The following is a 16,845-nucleotide window of genomic DNA, read 5'->3' as shown; positions in this document are numbered from 1 at the left end:
ACGTAACCTCTTCGGTGTTAATTTCTATTTCTTCTTTGTTCTAAATACACTAAAAGTACTGAAATATCTGCTGGTGATACTCCTGAAATACGAGATGCTTGACCAATAGATACAGGACGTACTGCTTCAAGTTTTTGTTTAGCTTCAAGTCTTAAGCTATAAACATCATCATAGTTAATATCATCTGGGATACGTTTTTTCTCAAGTTTTTTAAACTGTTCGACTTGTTTAAGCTGTCTTGAAATGTAACCTTCATATTTAAGCTCAATCATAACCTGTTCGATAACTTCTTCTGGAAGTTCTGGTCTTGTATCATCTACTTCTTTAAAGTCCTCATAACTTAATTCTGGACGTTTAAGAAGCTCACAAAGTGCAATACCTGAACGAAGTGGTGTACTTTCTTTAGCAGCGATGATTTCTTGTACTTTTTGACTTGTTCCTACGTAAGTATTTTTAAGTCTTTCAAGTTCTGTATCAATCGCTTTTCTCTTTTCTAAGAAACGATTGTAGCGTTCATCTGAAATAAGACCAACTTCATGTCCTTTTTCAGTAAGACGAAGATCTGCATTATCTTGTCTTAAAAGAAGTCTATACTCAGCTCTTGACGTTAGCATACGGTACGGTTCTCTTGTACCTTTTGTTACAAGGTCATCAATAAGAACACCAATATAAGCTTCTGACCTATCAATAATAAGTGGCTCTCTGCCATCTACTTTAAGTGCTGCATTAATACCTGCAATTAAGCCTTGGCAAGCCGCTTCTTCATATCCTGAGCTACCATTCATCTGACCACCGCTGAAGAAACCTTCAATGTGTTTAAATTCAAGTGAATGTTTAAGTTCAAGTGGGTTAAGGCAATCATACTCAATAGCATAACCTGTACGCATTACCTCTACATTTTCAAGACCTGCAATAGAACGAAGCATCTCAAGCTGTACTTCTTCTGGAAGAGAAGAACTCATCCCCTGTACATACATCTCTGTTGTATCTTCACCTTCTGGTTCAAGGAATACTTGATGGCGGTCCTTATCTGCAAATCTTACTACCTTATCTTCAATAGATGGACAATAACGAGGGCCTGTACCCTCAATAACACCTGAATACATTGGTGAGCGATGTAAGTTGTCACGAATAATTTGGTGTGTACGTTCATTTGTATAAGTTAAATAACATGGATATTGGTCACGTTTTATATCTGCCTCTTTATTTTCGAAAGAGAATGGTACGATATGTTCATCTCCATATTGTGGCTCCATTTTACTGAAGTCTACTGTACGTGCATCAACACGTGCAGGTGTACCTGTTTTAAATCTTCTAAGCTCAATGCCTAATGCTTTAAGGTTTTCACTAAGGTCTGAAGAAGACTTAAGACCATTTGGACCTGTGTATTCAATACACTCTCCTGTTAAACAACGTGATTTTAAGTAGGTACCACTTGCAAGTACGATGGCTTTACATATATACTGTGCCCCTTTATTGGTCACAACGCCAACTACTTTACCCTCTTCAACTAAGATTTCTACAATCTCTTGTTGTTTAATCATAAGGTTTGGTGTATTTTCTAACACCTTTTTCATTTCATCTGTGTATCTTTTTTTATCAGCTTGTGCGCGTAATGAGTGTACAGCTGGTCCTTTAGCAGTATTAAGCATACGAGATTGAATAAAAGTTTTGTCGATGTTTTTGCCCATCTCTCCACCAAGTGCGTCAATCTCTCTAACTAAATGCCCCTTAGATGTTCCCCCTACGTTTGGGTTACAAGGCATCATGCCTATACTATCTAAACTCATGGTAAACATGATTGTTTTTTTACCCATGCGTGCTGCTGCAAGTGCAGCTTCACATCCAGCGTGTCCACCACCAATTACAGCTATATCGATTGATTCTGCAATATAAGTCATGTGAACCTCCTTGATCTCTATCTATAAAATTAATTTTTAATTTCTATTCGAAAAACAAATCCTATTATACACCTTTTTAAATAAAAAGTGTTATAACACATCTTTCCTAATTTATATCCTATTATTTACCTAGGCAGAATCTTGTAAAGAGCTCATTAATAATCTCATCTTTAAGTGCTTCACCTACAATGTTACCTAAGTGCCCATAAGCATCATGTAAATCAATTGCAATACAATCTTCTGGCATACCCATATCAATGGTATCACCTACTTTATCTAAGCTCTCAATAGCTTTTACAAGGCTTTGTTTTTGTCTCTGATTAGAGATTGTTGCCTCTTGTCCAATACTTATACCTTTATTAACGATAAAGTTCTTCATAGCCTGACGAAGCTCATTTAAACCATCTTGCTTCATTGCAGAAATGCTTACGATTGGCTGGTCACCTGTATAAGCTTTAAGTATTTCCTGGGTAATAACAGGGGTAAGGTCTGTCTTATTCAGAACAAAGATAACTTGTCTACCTTTAAGTTCATTCATAAGAGCAATTTCCTCTTGATCTAACTCTCTTGAGCTATCAATAAGCATTAGGACTACATCAGCCTGCGCGATAGACTCTTTAGATCTTTCTACACCAATTTTCTCTACTATATCTTCTGTCTCACGGATACCTGCTGTATCTAATAATAAGAATGGCATCCCCTCAATATTAAGATAAGCCTCTACAATATCACGCGTTGTACCAGGGATATCCGTTACAATAGCTTTATTCTCTTCTAATAAGGCATTAAGAAGGGAGGATTTACCTACATTAGGTTGTCCTACAATAGCGGTCTTAACCCCTTCACGAATCATCTTACCTGTATCTGCTGTAGCAAGAAGCTGTTTAAGTTTATCATTAAGTGCCCTAATATCATCCTTAAAGTCCTCTGCTAATGGCTCATCTTCATCATATTCTGGATAATCAATAGAAACCTCTATTCTAGCGATTATTTGAATAAGCATATCTTGATATTCTTTAATTTGTTTTGAGAGTTTACCTTCAAGTTGATTTACAGCTTGAGATAAAGATACTTCAGTCTTAGCTTCAATAATATCCATAATTGCTTCAACTTGAGCAAGGTCAATACGCCCATTTAAGAAGGCTCTCTTTGTAAACTCACCACTGTCTGCAAGTCTTGCTCCATTACGTATAACTTCCATTAAAACTGCTTCAAGAGGTACAGGACCGCCATGGCAGTTAATTTCTACAACATCTTCTCTTGTAAAAGTTTTTGGAGCTTTCATTAGCATCACAAGTACTTCATCAATGACCCTTCCATCCTTGTTTAAGATATGGCCATAATGAATCGTATGACTTGGTGCCTCTTTGAGTGTTTTTTTACTTGCAGCTTTAAATACTTTATCAACTATCTCCACAGCATCTAATCCACTTACACGGATAATACCAATGCCACCTACTCCAGGTGCTGTAGAAATTGCTGCTATTGTATCATTGTAAATCATAAAAAAGCTCCTTTCAGTTTGACTCTAAAAATTAATATACTCTAAATTCTCTACATAAACAAGCGGCAGAGCCTTCTTTTTAAGAGTGCTCTGCCGTCTATGTGATTATTTATTATAAGTTTTGTTTGAAGAAAGTGGTGTAATAACAACTCGTCTGAATGGTTCTTTACCCTCACTATGTGTTTTTACTGTCCTACTATCTTGTAATGCAGAATGGACAATTCTTCTGTCATATGGATTCATAGGTTCAAGGATAACAGGTCTCTTTGTTTGAACTGCTTTCTTAGCAAATTTATAAGCTACCTTTCTCAGTGTATCTTCTCTTCTGCTACGATACTTCTCTGTGTCTAACATGATTTTCACATAATCATGATGACCTTTATTCACAACGATATTAGTTAAGTATTGGAGAGCATCTAAAGTATCGCCTCTTTTACCAATAACCATACCCATCTTTTCACCTGAAATCTCAATATAAACTCTATCATCAACAACGTTAGTTTCTAAAGTTGCATCAAGTCCCATTTCAGTAAGTACAGAGTTTAAGAATACTTTAGCATTTTCAGTTGCTTCTTCTATACTAGCGCCTTTATGCTTATTCTCATTTACTACTACTTTTATTTCTTCTTTATCCTCAGGAATGATTTCTTCAATAGCTCCTGTATCAGCAGATTGTGATATATCTTGGGCTTCTGGTAGTTCTTTAAGGCTTACTCTTACACGGGCATCTTTAGCACCAAGTCCTAAAAAGCCCTTAGAGCCTCTCTCTAAAACTTGAATCTCTACTTCATCTGTAGTTGCTCCCAGTTCAATAAGTGCATCTGTTATAGCATTATCAACGGTCTTGCCAGTCTTTTCTACACTCTTCATATTATCTACCCCCAGATTTATTAATCCTCTTTCGTGCTGTTTGTTGTCTCATCTTCGCTCGCTGTTTTTTTAGGTTTCTTAGGCTTTTCGTCAATAGCTTTTTGCTCTACTTCACCTGTTGCTACTTCTGGTTTTGGTTTTTTCTTCTTCTTTTTCTTCTTAACACCTTGAGCGGCAAGTGCTGCTTCACGGTCTTTTCTAAGCTGCTCTTCTAAAACAGCTTGTTGTTTATCAACAATTTTGTTAACCCAAATTTGTTGAACCATCATGATGATATTACCAGAAATCCAGTATAAAGCTAAACCATTTGGTACAGTATATGAGAACCATCCCATCATGATTGGCATCATAATGTTCATAACTTTCATCATGCTATCTGCAGGGTTTGCTTCACCATTTGCTGGTGTAGCTGGTTTACTTGCTGCCATTGTGATTTTACTGAAAATAAATGTTGATGCACCAGCTGCAATTGGGATTAAAAGGGCAAGGTATTGACCGTTTGCTACAAGTTGAGATGGTGAATCTACTAAGTTAACAATAAAATATTCAAACCCATGTTTTGCTTCAAGTAAGTTAGAAAGTAAATCATATACTTGTGGAGAAATAAGTTCTCGCATCGCATTCCACTGGTCAGTTGTAAAGTGAGAAAGCTTATCTGCAAGAGTTGCTGTATCTCCTAATTTTTGAAGTTCATACATAGCTGTTGAACTAAGTGGAACTTTGTTTACTACTTCGTTAATAACTGTATCTACATTAGCTACATTTTGCGCTAAAACATCTGCTAACTGTGTGTACATCTCACTAAGTTTTGAGATATATCTACTTGGTTGTCTAAGTACATTGTAAAGTGCATAGATAAGTGGTAATTGAATAAGAAGTGGCAAACATCCTGCAAATGGACTAATTTTATACTTCTTATAAATTGCCTGTAACTCTTGACTATATGCCATTTGAGACTGTTGGTCTTTTTTATTAGCATATTTTTTCTGAATTCTTGTAAGTTCTGGTTGAATCTTACTCATTGCGCGAGTAGTTCGCATTTGTTTAATCTGCAATGGAGTAAGTAAAAGCCTTGTTACCACTGTAAATACAATAATCGTAAGACCTAATGTCCCTACAGGTGTAAGAAGCGCAATCCCCTCAAAGATTAAATTGAGGATCATACCAAAAAAGCTGTTTATAATTCCCATTGGATTCCTCCTAAGTATTTTATTGACTTATTGACATTTCTTTCGTTTAGGTGGTACAGGGTCATACATCGGTTTATGAAAAGGATTACACTTTAATATCCTTTTTATACCAAGAAATGTACCCTTAAAAAACCCGTGTACACTTATTGCCTCATAAGTATAAGCTGAACAAGTTGGTATGAACCTACACTTAGCCCCGAATAATGGTGAAATATACTTCTGATAAACCCTAATAGTACCTAGTGCACTATCTCTTAATATGTTTTTCATTTTCATACCTCTAAAAACTCCTCAACTACCCTTATACCCTTAGTTTTTTATATAAAAATATACACCTCAGCCATAGAAATGTATATTTAGCTGGTAGTTATTCTAATAGGAAAGTATCAAACATGTATTTCTATACTTCACTCATCTATGTCATATAACTCAATAGTATATTAACATATTAAGATAGGACATTTATGAATTTTTGTTAAAAATTTTTTGTTGTTTGAGCAATTGTTCTAGTGAATCAGTAATATCATTATAAGTAGCGTTATTTGCATTGCTTCTCGCAATAATAACGAAATCCCAGCCTGGCTGATCAATGAATTCTTCTTTTAATCTGTAGCTCTCACGAATGAGTCGTGTAACTCTACTTCTTACTACGCTATTTCCTACTTTTTTACTTACTGATATACCTAACCTATTAATATCTTTACCATTCTTATATTTATATAGAACAAGAAATCTATTAGCAACAGACTTTCCTCTTCTATAAACATTTCTAAACTCAGGTGTTTTCTTAAGAGATACTGTATATTTCATCCTTGATACTCCTAATTTCCTTATAAGGCAAAACAAGGCCACCGAGGCGGCCTTGTATTATGCTGTTAATTTTTTTCTACCTTTTGCTCTTCTTCTAGCAATTACCGCTCTACCGTTTTTAGTTCTCATTCTTTTACGGAAACCGTGTTCTTTACTTCTTTGACGTTTTTTTGGTTGGTATGTCATTTTCATTATGTCGCACCTCCTTATATTAATAAAGTAGCCACATAATATGCACAATTTTTTTAAAGCACTAAAAATATAAATATAAAATAAAAATTCGCACACACAACTCTATATAGAGTTAAATAAACAAATAAGCACTGTTCATAGTATAGAAGATTTATAAAATCTCGTCAACCCTCTATTAATGGTAATTTTTAAGTCATGTTTTGTACTTTTTTGTCACTTCTTCACCAAAATATCCACCGAAATTTTATACACTGGCCTGTGGATATTTTTCTAAATCTGTTGCTTTTCAACAGCTATTTTGATATTATTATTTTAGTTGTGTATAAGTTGTTGAAAGATTAAAGTTATACACATTCTGTTGATAATTCTGTGTATAACTCATATTTTTCTTATTTTTTCTTTGTTTTTTAACAAATTTATACTTATTTTTATGTGGATAACATCTTTAGATGACTATGTTTCTATCATTTTATTTCTAGAGTTACTTAAATTAATCCCATATTGTTTATAAGAATTGATTAGATTACTCACATGTTGACAATACTAAAATAACTTGTGTATAAATTGTGTATTTGTAGGAGGAGTTTTAAATGACGCACCATTATGATGCCCAATGGAACGCCATCCTAAGTATTATCGAACCTGAAACTTCATCTGTCAGCTTTAACACATGGTTTAAGGAGACCAAGCTTATAGATATCTTTGATAATACCATGGTGATTGGCGTAAAAAATGACTTTAATAAAGAAATTCTCAGCACTAGGTATCTTGAACTTATTAAGAATAGTGTCCTTCAGGTTCTTAATAAGGAGTATATCCTTGACTTTGTTGTCGTGTCTGAAGACGGAAAATATGCCCCTAAACAACCTTCTGCAAAGAAAGAAGCTGCTATCGAAGATCCTTTAAATATAAGAAGCAATCTTAACCCTAGATATGTATTTAATTCTTTCGTCGTAGGTAATAGCAACCGTATGGCACATGCTGCTGCACTGGCTGTTGCGGAAGCCCCTGCTAGAGCATACAATCCTCTATTTTTATATGGAGGCGTAGGCCTTGGGAAAACTCACCTTATGCATTCTATTGCTCATTACATTTTAGAGCAAAACCCAAGTGCTAAGGTACTTTATGCTTCTTCAGAGAAGTTTACGAATGAACTCATTAACTCTATTCGTGATGATAAAAATGAAGCTTTTAGAAATAAATATAGAAATATAGATGTTTTACTTATAGATGATATCCAATTTATTGCAGGCAAGGAACGTACTCAAGAGGAGTTCTTCCATACTTTCAACACACTTCACGAAGCTAATAAGCAAATTATTATCTCTAGCGATCGCCCACCTAAAGAGATAGAAACATTAGAAGACAGGCTACGTTCACGTTTTGAATGGGGACTTATTGCAGATATTCAGAGTCCAGATCTTGAAACACGTATTGCTATCTTAAGGAAGAAAGCTGAACTTGAAAGCTTATCTGTCCCAGAAGATGTTCTTCTATTTATAGCTAAGACAGTTGTATCCAATATCCGTGAGCTGGAGGGGGCCCTTAACCGTATATTAGCCTTTTCTTCTTTAGCCAATAGGCCTATTACAGTAGAGCTTGCAAATGAAGCACTTAAGGACCTGATTTCTAAGGACAAGCCTAAGATTATTACAGCTGACTATATCCAGGAAATTGTGGCAGATTACTTCCACCTCAAGGTAGATGAGCTTAAATCAGCTAAGCGTACACGTAACATTGCCTATCCAAGACAAATTGCCATGTATTTATGCCGTAAACTAACAGATCTTTCTCTACCAAAGATTGGTGAGAAGTTTGGTGGACGCGACCATACCACGATTATTCATGGCTTTGAGAAGATTTCTAAAGACCTTACTAAAGATATGGAGCTCTCACAGATTATTACTGAGCTCGAGAACAAGATTACAGGGAAATAATTATTCACATCTCCATGTGACTACCATATGGATAGTTTGTGGATAGTTCTTTTATTTTTTTTTGAGTGTTGATACTGTTGATAACTTACTTTAATCCACTATACTAATCCACAGGCCTATATACAAGGGATTTTATCCACAATATATAGGTTTTTGGCGGTTATACACATTATCCACATGTCCTATTACTATCATTGCTAAATTACTTTAATTATTATAAAAGATTTTCGAAGGGAGATTATCCACAATGAATATTCGCTGTAAGCAAGACGTACTCTTAAACAGCATTAACACTGTACTTAAAGCATGTTCAACTAAAACAACAATGCCAATTCTCGAATGTATCTTATTAAAAGCTTATAATGGAGAAGTTACTTTAGTTGGGTATAACTTAGAACTTGGTATTGAAAGTACAATTGAAGCAGAAGTTTTAGAAGAAGGAGCTATTGCTCTTGAAGCAAAAATCTTCTCTGAAATTATCAGAAAAATGCCTAATGAAACCGTTGAAATTTCAACTAGTGCTAATCATATGACTAATATCACTTGTGAAAAATCTAAGTTTTCAATTGCAGGTCAACTAGGAGATCAATTCCCAGATCTTCCTCAAGTTGAATTAATGAATAAATATACAATTTCTCAAGTAGCTTTTAAAGATATGATTAGACAAACAATCTTCTCTGTTGCTCAAGAAGAATCCAGACCTATCCTTACTGGTGAAATGCTTCAAATTAAAGATGGCAGTTTTAACATGGTTACTGTAGATGGATACCGTATTTCATATAGAAAAACTACCCTCTCAAATGAGAATGGAGAAAGAGAGGTTGTCGTTCCTGGGCGTACACTTAATGAAATTAGCAAGATTCTTTCTACTGATGAAGCAGATGAAATGAGCATCTATTTTGAAGATAAACACATTTTGTTTGATTTAGGTGAAAGTAAAGTTGTTTCTAATCTACTTGAAGGTGAATTCTTAAAATATGAACAAATATTTTCATCAGACTATGAAACAAAGATTAAAGTAGATCGCAAAGAATTTCTTATGAGTATTGAACGTGCTGCTTTAATTTCTCGTGAAGGGAAGAAAAATCCAATAAAAATTGAAATAGACGGAGATAATATGATCATTACATCAAGAGCAGAGCTTGGTACTGCGCTTGAAGAAGTTGCAATCGAACTTGAAGGAAATAATTTAAGTATTGCATTTAATCCTAGATATCTCATTGAAGCATTAAAGTCTATCGATGATGATGAAGTAAGTATTACTTTTATTTCTTCACTTACACCTTGTATTATTCATCCAATAGAGGGTGATCATTATAAATATCTTATTTTACCAATTAGGTTAAATGCGTAGATAAGACATAGAAAATATCGCTCTTTGTTTCAAGTAGAAGCAAGAGCGATTTATTGCTATAATAAAATTATTTTTAAAATAAAAGGAGAAATACTTGTGAAACAAATTAAAATTACAACAGAATTTATTAAGCTAGATCAACTTATGAAGTTTGCAGATATGGTAGACAGCGGTGGCGAGGCAAAAATGCTTATTGCACAAGGACTTGTGCTTGTAAATGGCGAAATCTGCACACAAAGAGGTAAAAAAATACGTCCTGGTGATGAAGTAGAATTCGATGGACAAAATTATCAAATCATTTAGAGATAGATATTTTTATAAAGGAGAACCTCATGTATATTCAGGAACTCGCTTTAAACAATTTTAGGAATTATGGTGAAGTTAATATTCAACTTGATAAAGGGATTAATATTTTTAAAGGGGATAATGCACAAGGAAAGACTAATGTACTAGAAGCAATCTACTTATGTGCAACAGCAAGGTCACATCGTACTTCTCAAGAAAAAGAAGTGATTAAATGGAATGAAGAGGCAGCTCATATTACACTTGATGTACAAAAACGTACGTTTAACGATAAGATTGACTTTCATATTACTCAAAAAGGTAAGGCTGTAGCCATTAATAAATTACCAGTAGCCAAGCTAGGTGAGCTTTTTGGGACCTTGACGGTAGTTATGTTTTCTCCAGAAGATCTCCAACTTATAAAAAAGAGCCCTAAAGAACGTAGAAGATTTATTGACATTGAATTATGTCAATTTAATAAGCTTTATTACTATGCTTTAAAGCAATATTATAAAGTCTTAAAGCAAAGAAACAACGCCTTGAAGCAGTATCAGCAAAATCCTAATCCAGATATGCTAGATATTTGGGATATGCAATATATAGAATACGCAAAAGAAGTTATTCAAAGAAGAAGTGAGTTCATTCAAGAAATTAATGAAGTAGCAAAAAAGATACATGCAAATATATCAGGTGGTAAAGAGGACCTTGAAGTTGTTTATGAACCTAATGTGCTTGAAGCAAATATAGAAGAAAAAGTAGCGAGATATAGACAAAAGGATATTATGACTCAAAGTAGTTCAGTCGGACCACATAGAGATGACTTAAAGTTTTTGATTAATGGGATGGATGTTAAAGTATATGGATCTCAAGGACAACAACGTACAGTTGTGCTTTCTATGAAGCTTGCAGAGCTTCGTCTTATGCAGGAGAATTTAGGGGAAGCGCCTATATTGTTACTTGATGATGTTCTTTCTGAGCTAGATGATAGTAGACAAAAATATCTATTTTCTTATACAGAAAATATTCAGACCTTAATTACCTGTACAGGAGTAGAACAAAGTGTATGGAATAGTCAAAAAGTTGGTAAACTATATAATGTGGTAAAAGGTAACATATATTGACAAGGTTTGCCTTTGAGAACTGTTTGAGGTATAATGAAAGTTGGTTTATTATGCATATTCGAAAATTTAAAGGAGTGAGATCTTATTATGGCAGCAACGTATAATGAAAATCAAATACAAATATTAGAGGGGCTGCAGGCAGTACGAAAAAGACCAGGTATGTATATTGGTAGTACTTCCTCAAAAGGTCTTCACCACCTAGTTTATGAAATAGTAGATAATGCCGTTGACGAAGCATTAGCTGGTGCATGTGATACGATTGTCGTTTCTATTCATCCAGATAACTCAATTTCTGTTCTAGATAATGGACGTGGTATTCCTGTCGGCATACATGCTCAAAAAGGAATTCCAGCAGTTGAGGTTGTATTTACTATACTTCATGCAGGAGGAAAGTTTGGTGGAGGAGGCTATAAAGTTTCCGGAGGTTTACATGGTGTAGGTGCTTCAGTAGTTAATGCATTATCTGAATGGCTTGTAGTAAAAGTACACACAGAAGGCAAAATTCATGAAGAAAAATTTGAACGTGGACATGTCGTAAGTCCTTTAACTATAGTTGGAGATACAAACAAGACAGGTACACTTGTACACTTTAAGCCTGATGCAGAAATTTTTGAAACAACTGTATATGACTTTAATATACTCAAACAAAGATTACAGGAAACAGCCTTTTTAACAAAAGGATTACGTATTGAATTAATAGATTTAAGAGAAGATGAAAAACATCATAAAGTATTCCACTACGAAGGTGGTATTAAAGAGTTTGTTAGTCATCTGAATAAACATAAAACACCTATCTATGAAGAAGTCTTCTATGGGGAAGGTGAGAAAGATGGTATTAATGTAGAAGTGTCATTCCAGCATAACGATAGTTATGTAGAGAATGTATTTAGCTTTGTAAATAACATTAATACAACTGAAGGTGGTACACACTTATCAGGATTTAGAGCAGCTATTACCAAGACTTTAAATGACTATGGTAGAAAAATGGGGCTTCTTAAACAGGCAGATAATAATTTAAGTGGTGAAGATATAAGAGAAGGTCTTACTGCTATTATTAGTGTTAAAATTGGTGAGCCACAATTCGAAGGCCAGACTAAAACGAAACTTGGAAATAGTGAAGCACGTGGAGCTGTAGAAAGCATATTTGGTGAACAACTGACTTACTTCTTAGAGCAAAATCCAAATGTAGCTAAAATGATTATTCAAAAAGCAACTATGGCTGCTAGAGCACGTGATGCAGCTAGAAAAGCTAGAGAACTTACACGAAGAAAGAGTGTACTTGAAAGTACAGCACTTCCAGGTAAGCTAGCAGACTGCTCTGAAAAAGATGCAAGTAAATGTGAAATCTACTTAGTCGAAGGGGATTCTGCGGGTGGTTCTGCTAAGAGTGCAAGATCACGCCAGACACAGGCTATCCTTCCACTTAGAGGTAAGATTCTTAATGTAGAAAAAGCTAGAATTGATAGAATGCTTGAAAGTGATGAAATTCGTAATATGATTACTGCATTTGGTGCAGGTATTAGTGAAGACTTTGATGTTAACAAGTTACGTTATCATAAAATCATTATCATGACTGATGCCGATGTTGATGGGGCTCATATTCGTACGTTACTTTTAACATTCTTCTATAGATATTATAGACCGCTTATTGAAAATGGCTTTGTATACATTGCGCAGCCACCACTCTATTTAGTAGAGAAAAATAAAAAGAAACATTATGCTTACGATGATAGAGAGTTAGAGAAAATTTTAGAAGAAATAGGTAGAACAGGTATTTCAAGAATGCAACGTTATAAAGGTCTTGGGGAAATGAATCCTGATCAGTTATGGGAAACAACAATGGACCCAGAGACTAGAACTTTAGTACGTGTAGATATTGAAGATGCAGCAGCAGCCGATCAAATCTTTACAGCATTAATGGGTGATAAAGTTGAACCAAGACGTGAATTCATTCATGAGTATGCAACTAAAGTTACTAATTTAGATATATAGAAAAGGGTAGAGGAGGAGAAAGATGGATAACTTAGATAACAATTTTGATAAAATCATCTCTGTTGATATTCAGGACGAGATGAAAAAGTGCTATATTGATTACGCCATGAGCGTTATTGTATCTCGTGCCCTACCAGATGTTAGAGATGGATTAAAACCAGTTCATAGAAGAATTCTTTATGCAATGGATGAACTGAACTTAGGACCAGATAAACAATATAGAAAGTCAGCACGTATCGTTGGGGATACCATGGGTAAATATCACCCTCATGGTGACTCATCAATTTACGATGCCATGGTTAGAATGGCACAAGACTTCTCAATTCGCTACCCACTTGTAGATGGACATGGTAATTTTGGTAACATTGATGGTGACAGTGCTGCGGCTATGCGTTACACGGAAGCCAGAATGAGCAAGATTTCGATGTCTATGCTTGCAGATATCGAGAAGGAAACGGTTGATTTCAGGCCTAACTTTGATGAGTCTTTAAAAGAGCCAGTTGTACTTCCTGCACGTTTTCCTAACTTACTTGTAAATGGATCATCAGGTATTGCTGTAGGTATGGCAACAAACATCCCACCTCATAACTTAGGTGAAGTTGTTGATGGCGTTATTAAGATGATTGATAACTACATGGGTCATAATGAAGAGCAAGAATTACGTGAGACAGAGCTTGACGAGTTAATGGAAATCATTAAAGGACCAGACTTCCCAACAGGTGCTACAATTCAAGGACGTTATGGTATTGATCAAGCTTACCGTACAGGTAAAGGTAAGGTTAAAGTTAAAGCAACTGCGGAGATTGAAGAGATGCAGGGTGGGAAATCTCGTATTGTAGTTACAGAGATTCCATATATGGTTAATAAGTCTAAGCTTATTGAGAAAATTGCAGAGCTTGTAAAAATCAAAAAAGTTGATGGGATTACGGACTTACGTGATGAATCAGATAGAGATGGTATGAGTATTGTTATTGAGCTTAGAAGAGATGTTAATCCAAACGTTATCTTAAATCAGCTGTATAAATATACTCAATTACAAGATACATTCAGCATGAATATGCTTGCGCTTGTAAATGACAAGCCAAAAGTGCTTAACTTAAAAGAGATGTTAGAAGAGTACTTAAAGCATCAAAAAGATGTTGTAACTAGACGTACTCAGTATGACTTAAATAAAGCAGAAGCAAGAGCGCATATTGTAGAAGGACTTAGAAAAGCGTTAGATAAGATTGATCTTATCACACGTTTAATTAGGGAGTCTAAAACTGTCCAAGAAGCTAAAGAGCGTTTAATGGAGGCAATTGACCTTACAGAAATTCAGGCTCAAGCTATCGTGGATATGCGTCTTCGTGCTTTAACAGGGCTTGAAAGAGAAAAACTTGAGCAAGAATATGCAGAGCTTTTAGAGAAGATTGCATACTTTAGAGGTATTCTTGAGAGTGAATATAAATTATATGAAGTAATCCGAGCAGAAATCATTGAAATTCGTGATAAATATGCGGATGCTAGAAGAACAGAAATAGTAAGTGCAGATGATGACTTTGATATTGAGGATCTCATTGATGAAGAACAGGTTATTGTAACTATGACTCATTTAGGGTATATCAAACGTATTCCATTAGATACTTACAAACAACAAAATAGAGGTGGTAGAGGTATTGTAGGTGTTAATACAATTGATGCAGACTTTATTGACCAACTCTTTGTAACAAGTAACTTAAGTGAAATTATGTTCTTTACTAATAAAGGTAAAGCTTATAAAATCAAAGCTTATAGAATACCAGAAGCAGGACGTACTGCAAGAGGTATGGCAATTATCAACCTTCTTCAACTTGATAAAGATGAGAAAATTAGTGCTGTATTCCCAGTACAAGATCAAACAGAAAATGTCTTCTTAACGATGGTAACTAAAAATGGTCAGATTAAGAAAACAGATTTAGAAGCCTTCAAGAACATTAGAAAAGGTGGTATCATTGCGCTTACATTAGCAGAAGATGATGAATTAATAGGCGTATATGAAACAACTCCAGAGGACTCAATTTTAGTATGTACTAAATTTGGTAAAGGTATTATGTTTGATGGTACAGATGTAAGACCTATGGGTAGAACTGCACGTGGTGTTAGAGCCATTAACTTATCTGAGGGTGATGTTGTTATTGGTGCAACTGTACCAAAAGAAGGTGAACAAATTTTAGTAGCATCTGAAAATGGACTTGGTAAACGTACGCCTGTTGAAGAGTTTAGAGCTCAAAAACGTGGTGGTAAAGGTATAAAAGTCTATAAGATTACTGAAAAAACAGGAAATGTTGTAGGGATTACCTCAGTGCATGAAGATGAGGAATTATTACTCATTAACTCACAGGGGGTTATTATCCGTATTAATGTTGCTCAAATTTCTTCTGTAGGAAGAAATACACAAGGGGTTAAACTTATTAACTTAGATGAAGGTGTACAAGTTGTATGTCTTGCAAAAGTTAAAGATGGAGCAGTTGAAGAAGATACTGAAGAAGTGGCAGTACAAATAGAAGAATAAGTATTTAATATATTGTAAATACAAGGAATAGATGATATGATGATATAGAAAATATTACATTTTCTCAGTAGAAATACTCTATTAACCCATGTAGAATTTTAAATCTATATAAATAAGTGCAAATAACAACATCTTATGGGGGTAAATACGGGTAGATATTTTCAAGCTTTTATCTATGAACTAATATTTCAACTACAAAAGAGGTAGTACCTATATTCCAGGTACTACCTCTTTTTTATTTTTAATTAAGAAGAAAATAGGATATGGCGTATATAATGAGGAGTATATAGGTAAGATAAAAAAGATAAAACTCAGCTATGAGCTAAGGCTAGAAAGCTAAAAGACATAATTTCTTGATAGATGAAAATGAGATAAAATCTAGTATTTATAAGGGATTAGCATAAAAAGAAAAGATAATAACAAAGAAATATAAATAAAAGGGTTGACATATAGCACATTTATTGATAATATAAATCTTGCCGTTAGGGAACGCAAGCGAACAACGGTAAACAAATAACTTTTTTATAATTCGGAGAAGTACTCAAGTTGGCCGAAGAGGTGCCCCTGCTAAGGGTATAGGTCGGGTTAACCGGCGCGAGGGTTCGAATCCCTCCTTCTCCGCCATTTTAAATCTTTAAAATGGACAAGCTAAAAAAACTTGAAAAAAGTTATTGACATAAGTAAAGTGATATGATAGAATATCTCTTGTGCTTAGGAAATAAACACAAACAGATTGAACGTTGAAAATAAAATAGTAACCATTAAACCAGTCGATTCATAAAGTCACATAAAGTGACAAGTCAGTACTACTTAACAGTACAAATGTCAAGAGACAAACTTTTTTATTGAGAGTTTGATCCTGGCTCAGGATGAACGCTGGCGGCGTGCTTAACACATGCAAGTCGAACGGACAGATTGGAGCTTGCTCCATGAAGTTAGTGGCGGACGGGTGAGTAACGCGTGGGTAACCTGCCCTATGCAGGGGGATAACGTTTGGAAACGAACGCTAATACCGCATAACCTAGTTGGTTCGCATGAACCGGCTAGCAAAGATTTTATCGGCATAGGATGGACCCGCGTTGGATTAGCTAGTTGGTGAGATAACAGCCCACCAAGGCAACGATCCATAGCCGGCCTGAGAGGGTGAACGGCCACACTGGGA

General features: G+C 35.0%; 13 protein-coding genes, 1 tRNA gene and 1 rRNA gene. 8 read left to right on the top strand and 7 right to left on the bottom strand.

Annotation, left to right across the window (positions count from 1 at the left end; all coding sequences use genetic code 11):
* Nucleotides 1–17: 17 nt before the first annotated feature.
* The 7 genes from mnmG to rpmH form a co-directional block, all read right to left on the bottom strand.
* Nucleotides 18–1,901, bottom strand: coding sequence for a tRNA uridine-5-carboxymethylaminomethyl(34) synthesis enzyme MnmG (gene mnmG / locus H8718_RS14185; RefSeq protein ID WP_249333383.1), 1,884 nt, complete (start codon nucleotides 1,899–1,901; stop codon nucleotides 18–20).
* Nucleotides 1,902–2,022: 121 nt separating this feature from the next.
* Nucleotides 2,023–3,405, bottom strand: a complete 1,383-nt coding sequence (mnmE, locus tag H8718_RS14180) for a tRNA uridine-5-carboxymethylaminomethyl(34) synthesis GTPase MnmE (RefSeq protein WP_249333382.1) — start codon at nucleotides 3,403–3,405, stop codon at nucleotides 2,023–2,025.
* Between the two features lie 105 nt (nucleotides 3,406–3,510).
* Nucleotides 3,511–4,275 carry an RNA-binding cell elongation regulator Jag/EloR gene (gene jag / locus H8718_RS14175; protein WP_249333381.1) on the bottom strand — a complete coding sequence of 255 codons (765 nt, stop codon included), beginning with the start codon at nucleotides 4,273–4,275 and terminating at the stop codon, nucleotides 3,511–3,513.
* A gap of 20 nt (nucleotides 4,276–4,295) precedes the next feature.
* Entirely contained in the window at nucleotides 4,296–5,465 is a 1,170-nt protein-coding gene (locus H8718_RS14170) for a YidC/Oxa1 family membrane protein insertase (RefSeq protein WP_249333380.1), read from the bottom strand.
* A gap of 27 nt (nucleotides 5,466–5,492) precedes the next feature.
* Nucleotides 5,493–5,741: a membrane protein insertion efficiency factor YidD gene (yidD, locus tag H8718_RS14165; protein WP_334299088.1), complete on the bottom strand. Its 249-nt coding sequence runs from the start codon at nucleotides 5,739–5,741 to the stop codon at nucleotides 5,493–5,495.
* A gap of 186 nt (nucleotides 5,742–5,927) precedes the next feature.
* Nucleotides 5,928–6,275 (bottom strand): ribonuclease P protein component, encoded by a 348-nt coding sequence (rnpA, locus tag H8718_RS14160; protein ID WP_249333379.1) that lies wholly within the window; start codon nucleotides 6,273–6,275, stop codon nucleotides 5,928–5,930.
* A gap of 57 nt (nucleotides 6,276–6,332) precedes the next feature.
* Nucleotides 6,333–6,467, bottom strand: a complete 135-nt coding sequence (gene rpmH / locus H8718_RS14155) for a 50S ribosomal protein L34 (protein WP_053982802.1) — start codon at nucleotides 6,465–6,467, stop codon at nucleotides 6,333–6,335.
* Nucleotides 6,468–7,057: 590 nt separating this feature from the next.
* Here rpmH and dnaA point away from each other — a divergent pair.
* From dnaA to H8718_RS14115, 8 genes are all read left to right on the top strand, one after another.
* Complete coding sequence (gene dnaA / locus H8718_RS14150; protein WP_249333378.1) at nucleotides 7,058–8,404, top strand: chromosomal replication initiator protein DnaA; 1,347 nt, start codon at nucleotides 7,058–7,060, stop codon at nucleotides 8,402–8,404.
* 247 nt (nucleotides 8,405–8,651) lie between these two features.
* Complete coding sequence (gene dnaN / locus H8718_RS14145) at nucleotides 8,652–9,758, top strand: DNA polymerase III subunit beta (RefSeq protein ID WP_249333377.1); 1,107 nt, start codon at nucleotides 8,652–8,654, stop codon at nucleotides 9,756–9,758.
* 96 nt (nucleotides 9,759–9,854) lie between these two features.
* On the top strand, nucleotides 9,855–10,061 hold the full coding sequence (gene yaaA, locus H8718_RS14140; protein WP_249333376.1) for a S4 domain-containing protein YaaA: 207 nt from the start codon (nucleotides 9,855–9,857) through the stop codon (nucleotides 10,059–10,061).
* 29 nt (nucleotides 10,062–10,090) lie between these two features.
* The gene (gene recF / locus H8718_RS14135; RefSeq protein ID WP_249333375.1) at nucleotides 10,091–11,161 is read left to right on the top strand and encodes a DNA replication/repair protein RecF; all 1,071 of its coding nucleotides are present in this window, start codon (nucleotides 10,091–10,093) and stop codon (nucleotides 11,159–11,161) included.
* Nucleotides 11,162–11,248: 87 nt separating this feature from the next.
* Nucleotides 11,249–13,153, top strand: a complete 1,905-nt coding sequence (gyrB, locus tag H8718_RS14130; RefSeq protein ID WP_249333374.1) for a DNA topoisomerase (ATP-hydrolyzing) subunit B — start codon at nucleotides 11,249–11,251, stop codon at nucleotides 13,151–13,153.
* A 22-nt stretch (nucleotides 13,154–13,175) separates the two neighbouring features.
* Nucleotides 13,176–15,683: a DNA gyrase subunit A gene (gene gyrA / locus H8718_RS14125; protein ID WP_249333373.1), complete on the top strand. Its 2,508-nt coding sequence runs from the start codon at nucleotides 13,176–13,178 to the stop codon at nucleotides 15,681–15,683.
* A 531-nt stretch (nucleotides 15,684–16,214) separates the two neighbouring features.
* Nucleotides 16,215–16,307: transfer RNA gene (locus H8718_RS14120), tRNA-Ser, on the top strand.
* Between the two features lie 217 nt (nucleotides 16,308–16,524).
* Nucleotides 16,525–16,845: ribosomal RNA gene (locus H8718_RS14115) — 16S ribosomal RNA — on the top strand; the annotation flags it as partial.

Origin of the sequence: Zhenhengia yiwuensis (assembly GCF_014384995.1) — a bacterium.
Lineage (GTDB): Bacteria > Bacillota > Clostridia > Lachnospirales > Cellulosilyticaceae > Zhenhengia > Zhenhengia yiwuensis.
This window is presented reverse-complemented; position numbering and strand designations above follow the sequence as displayed.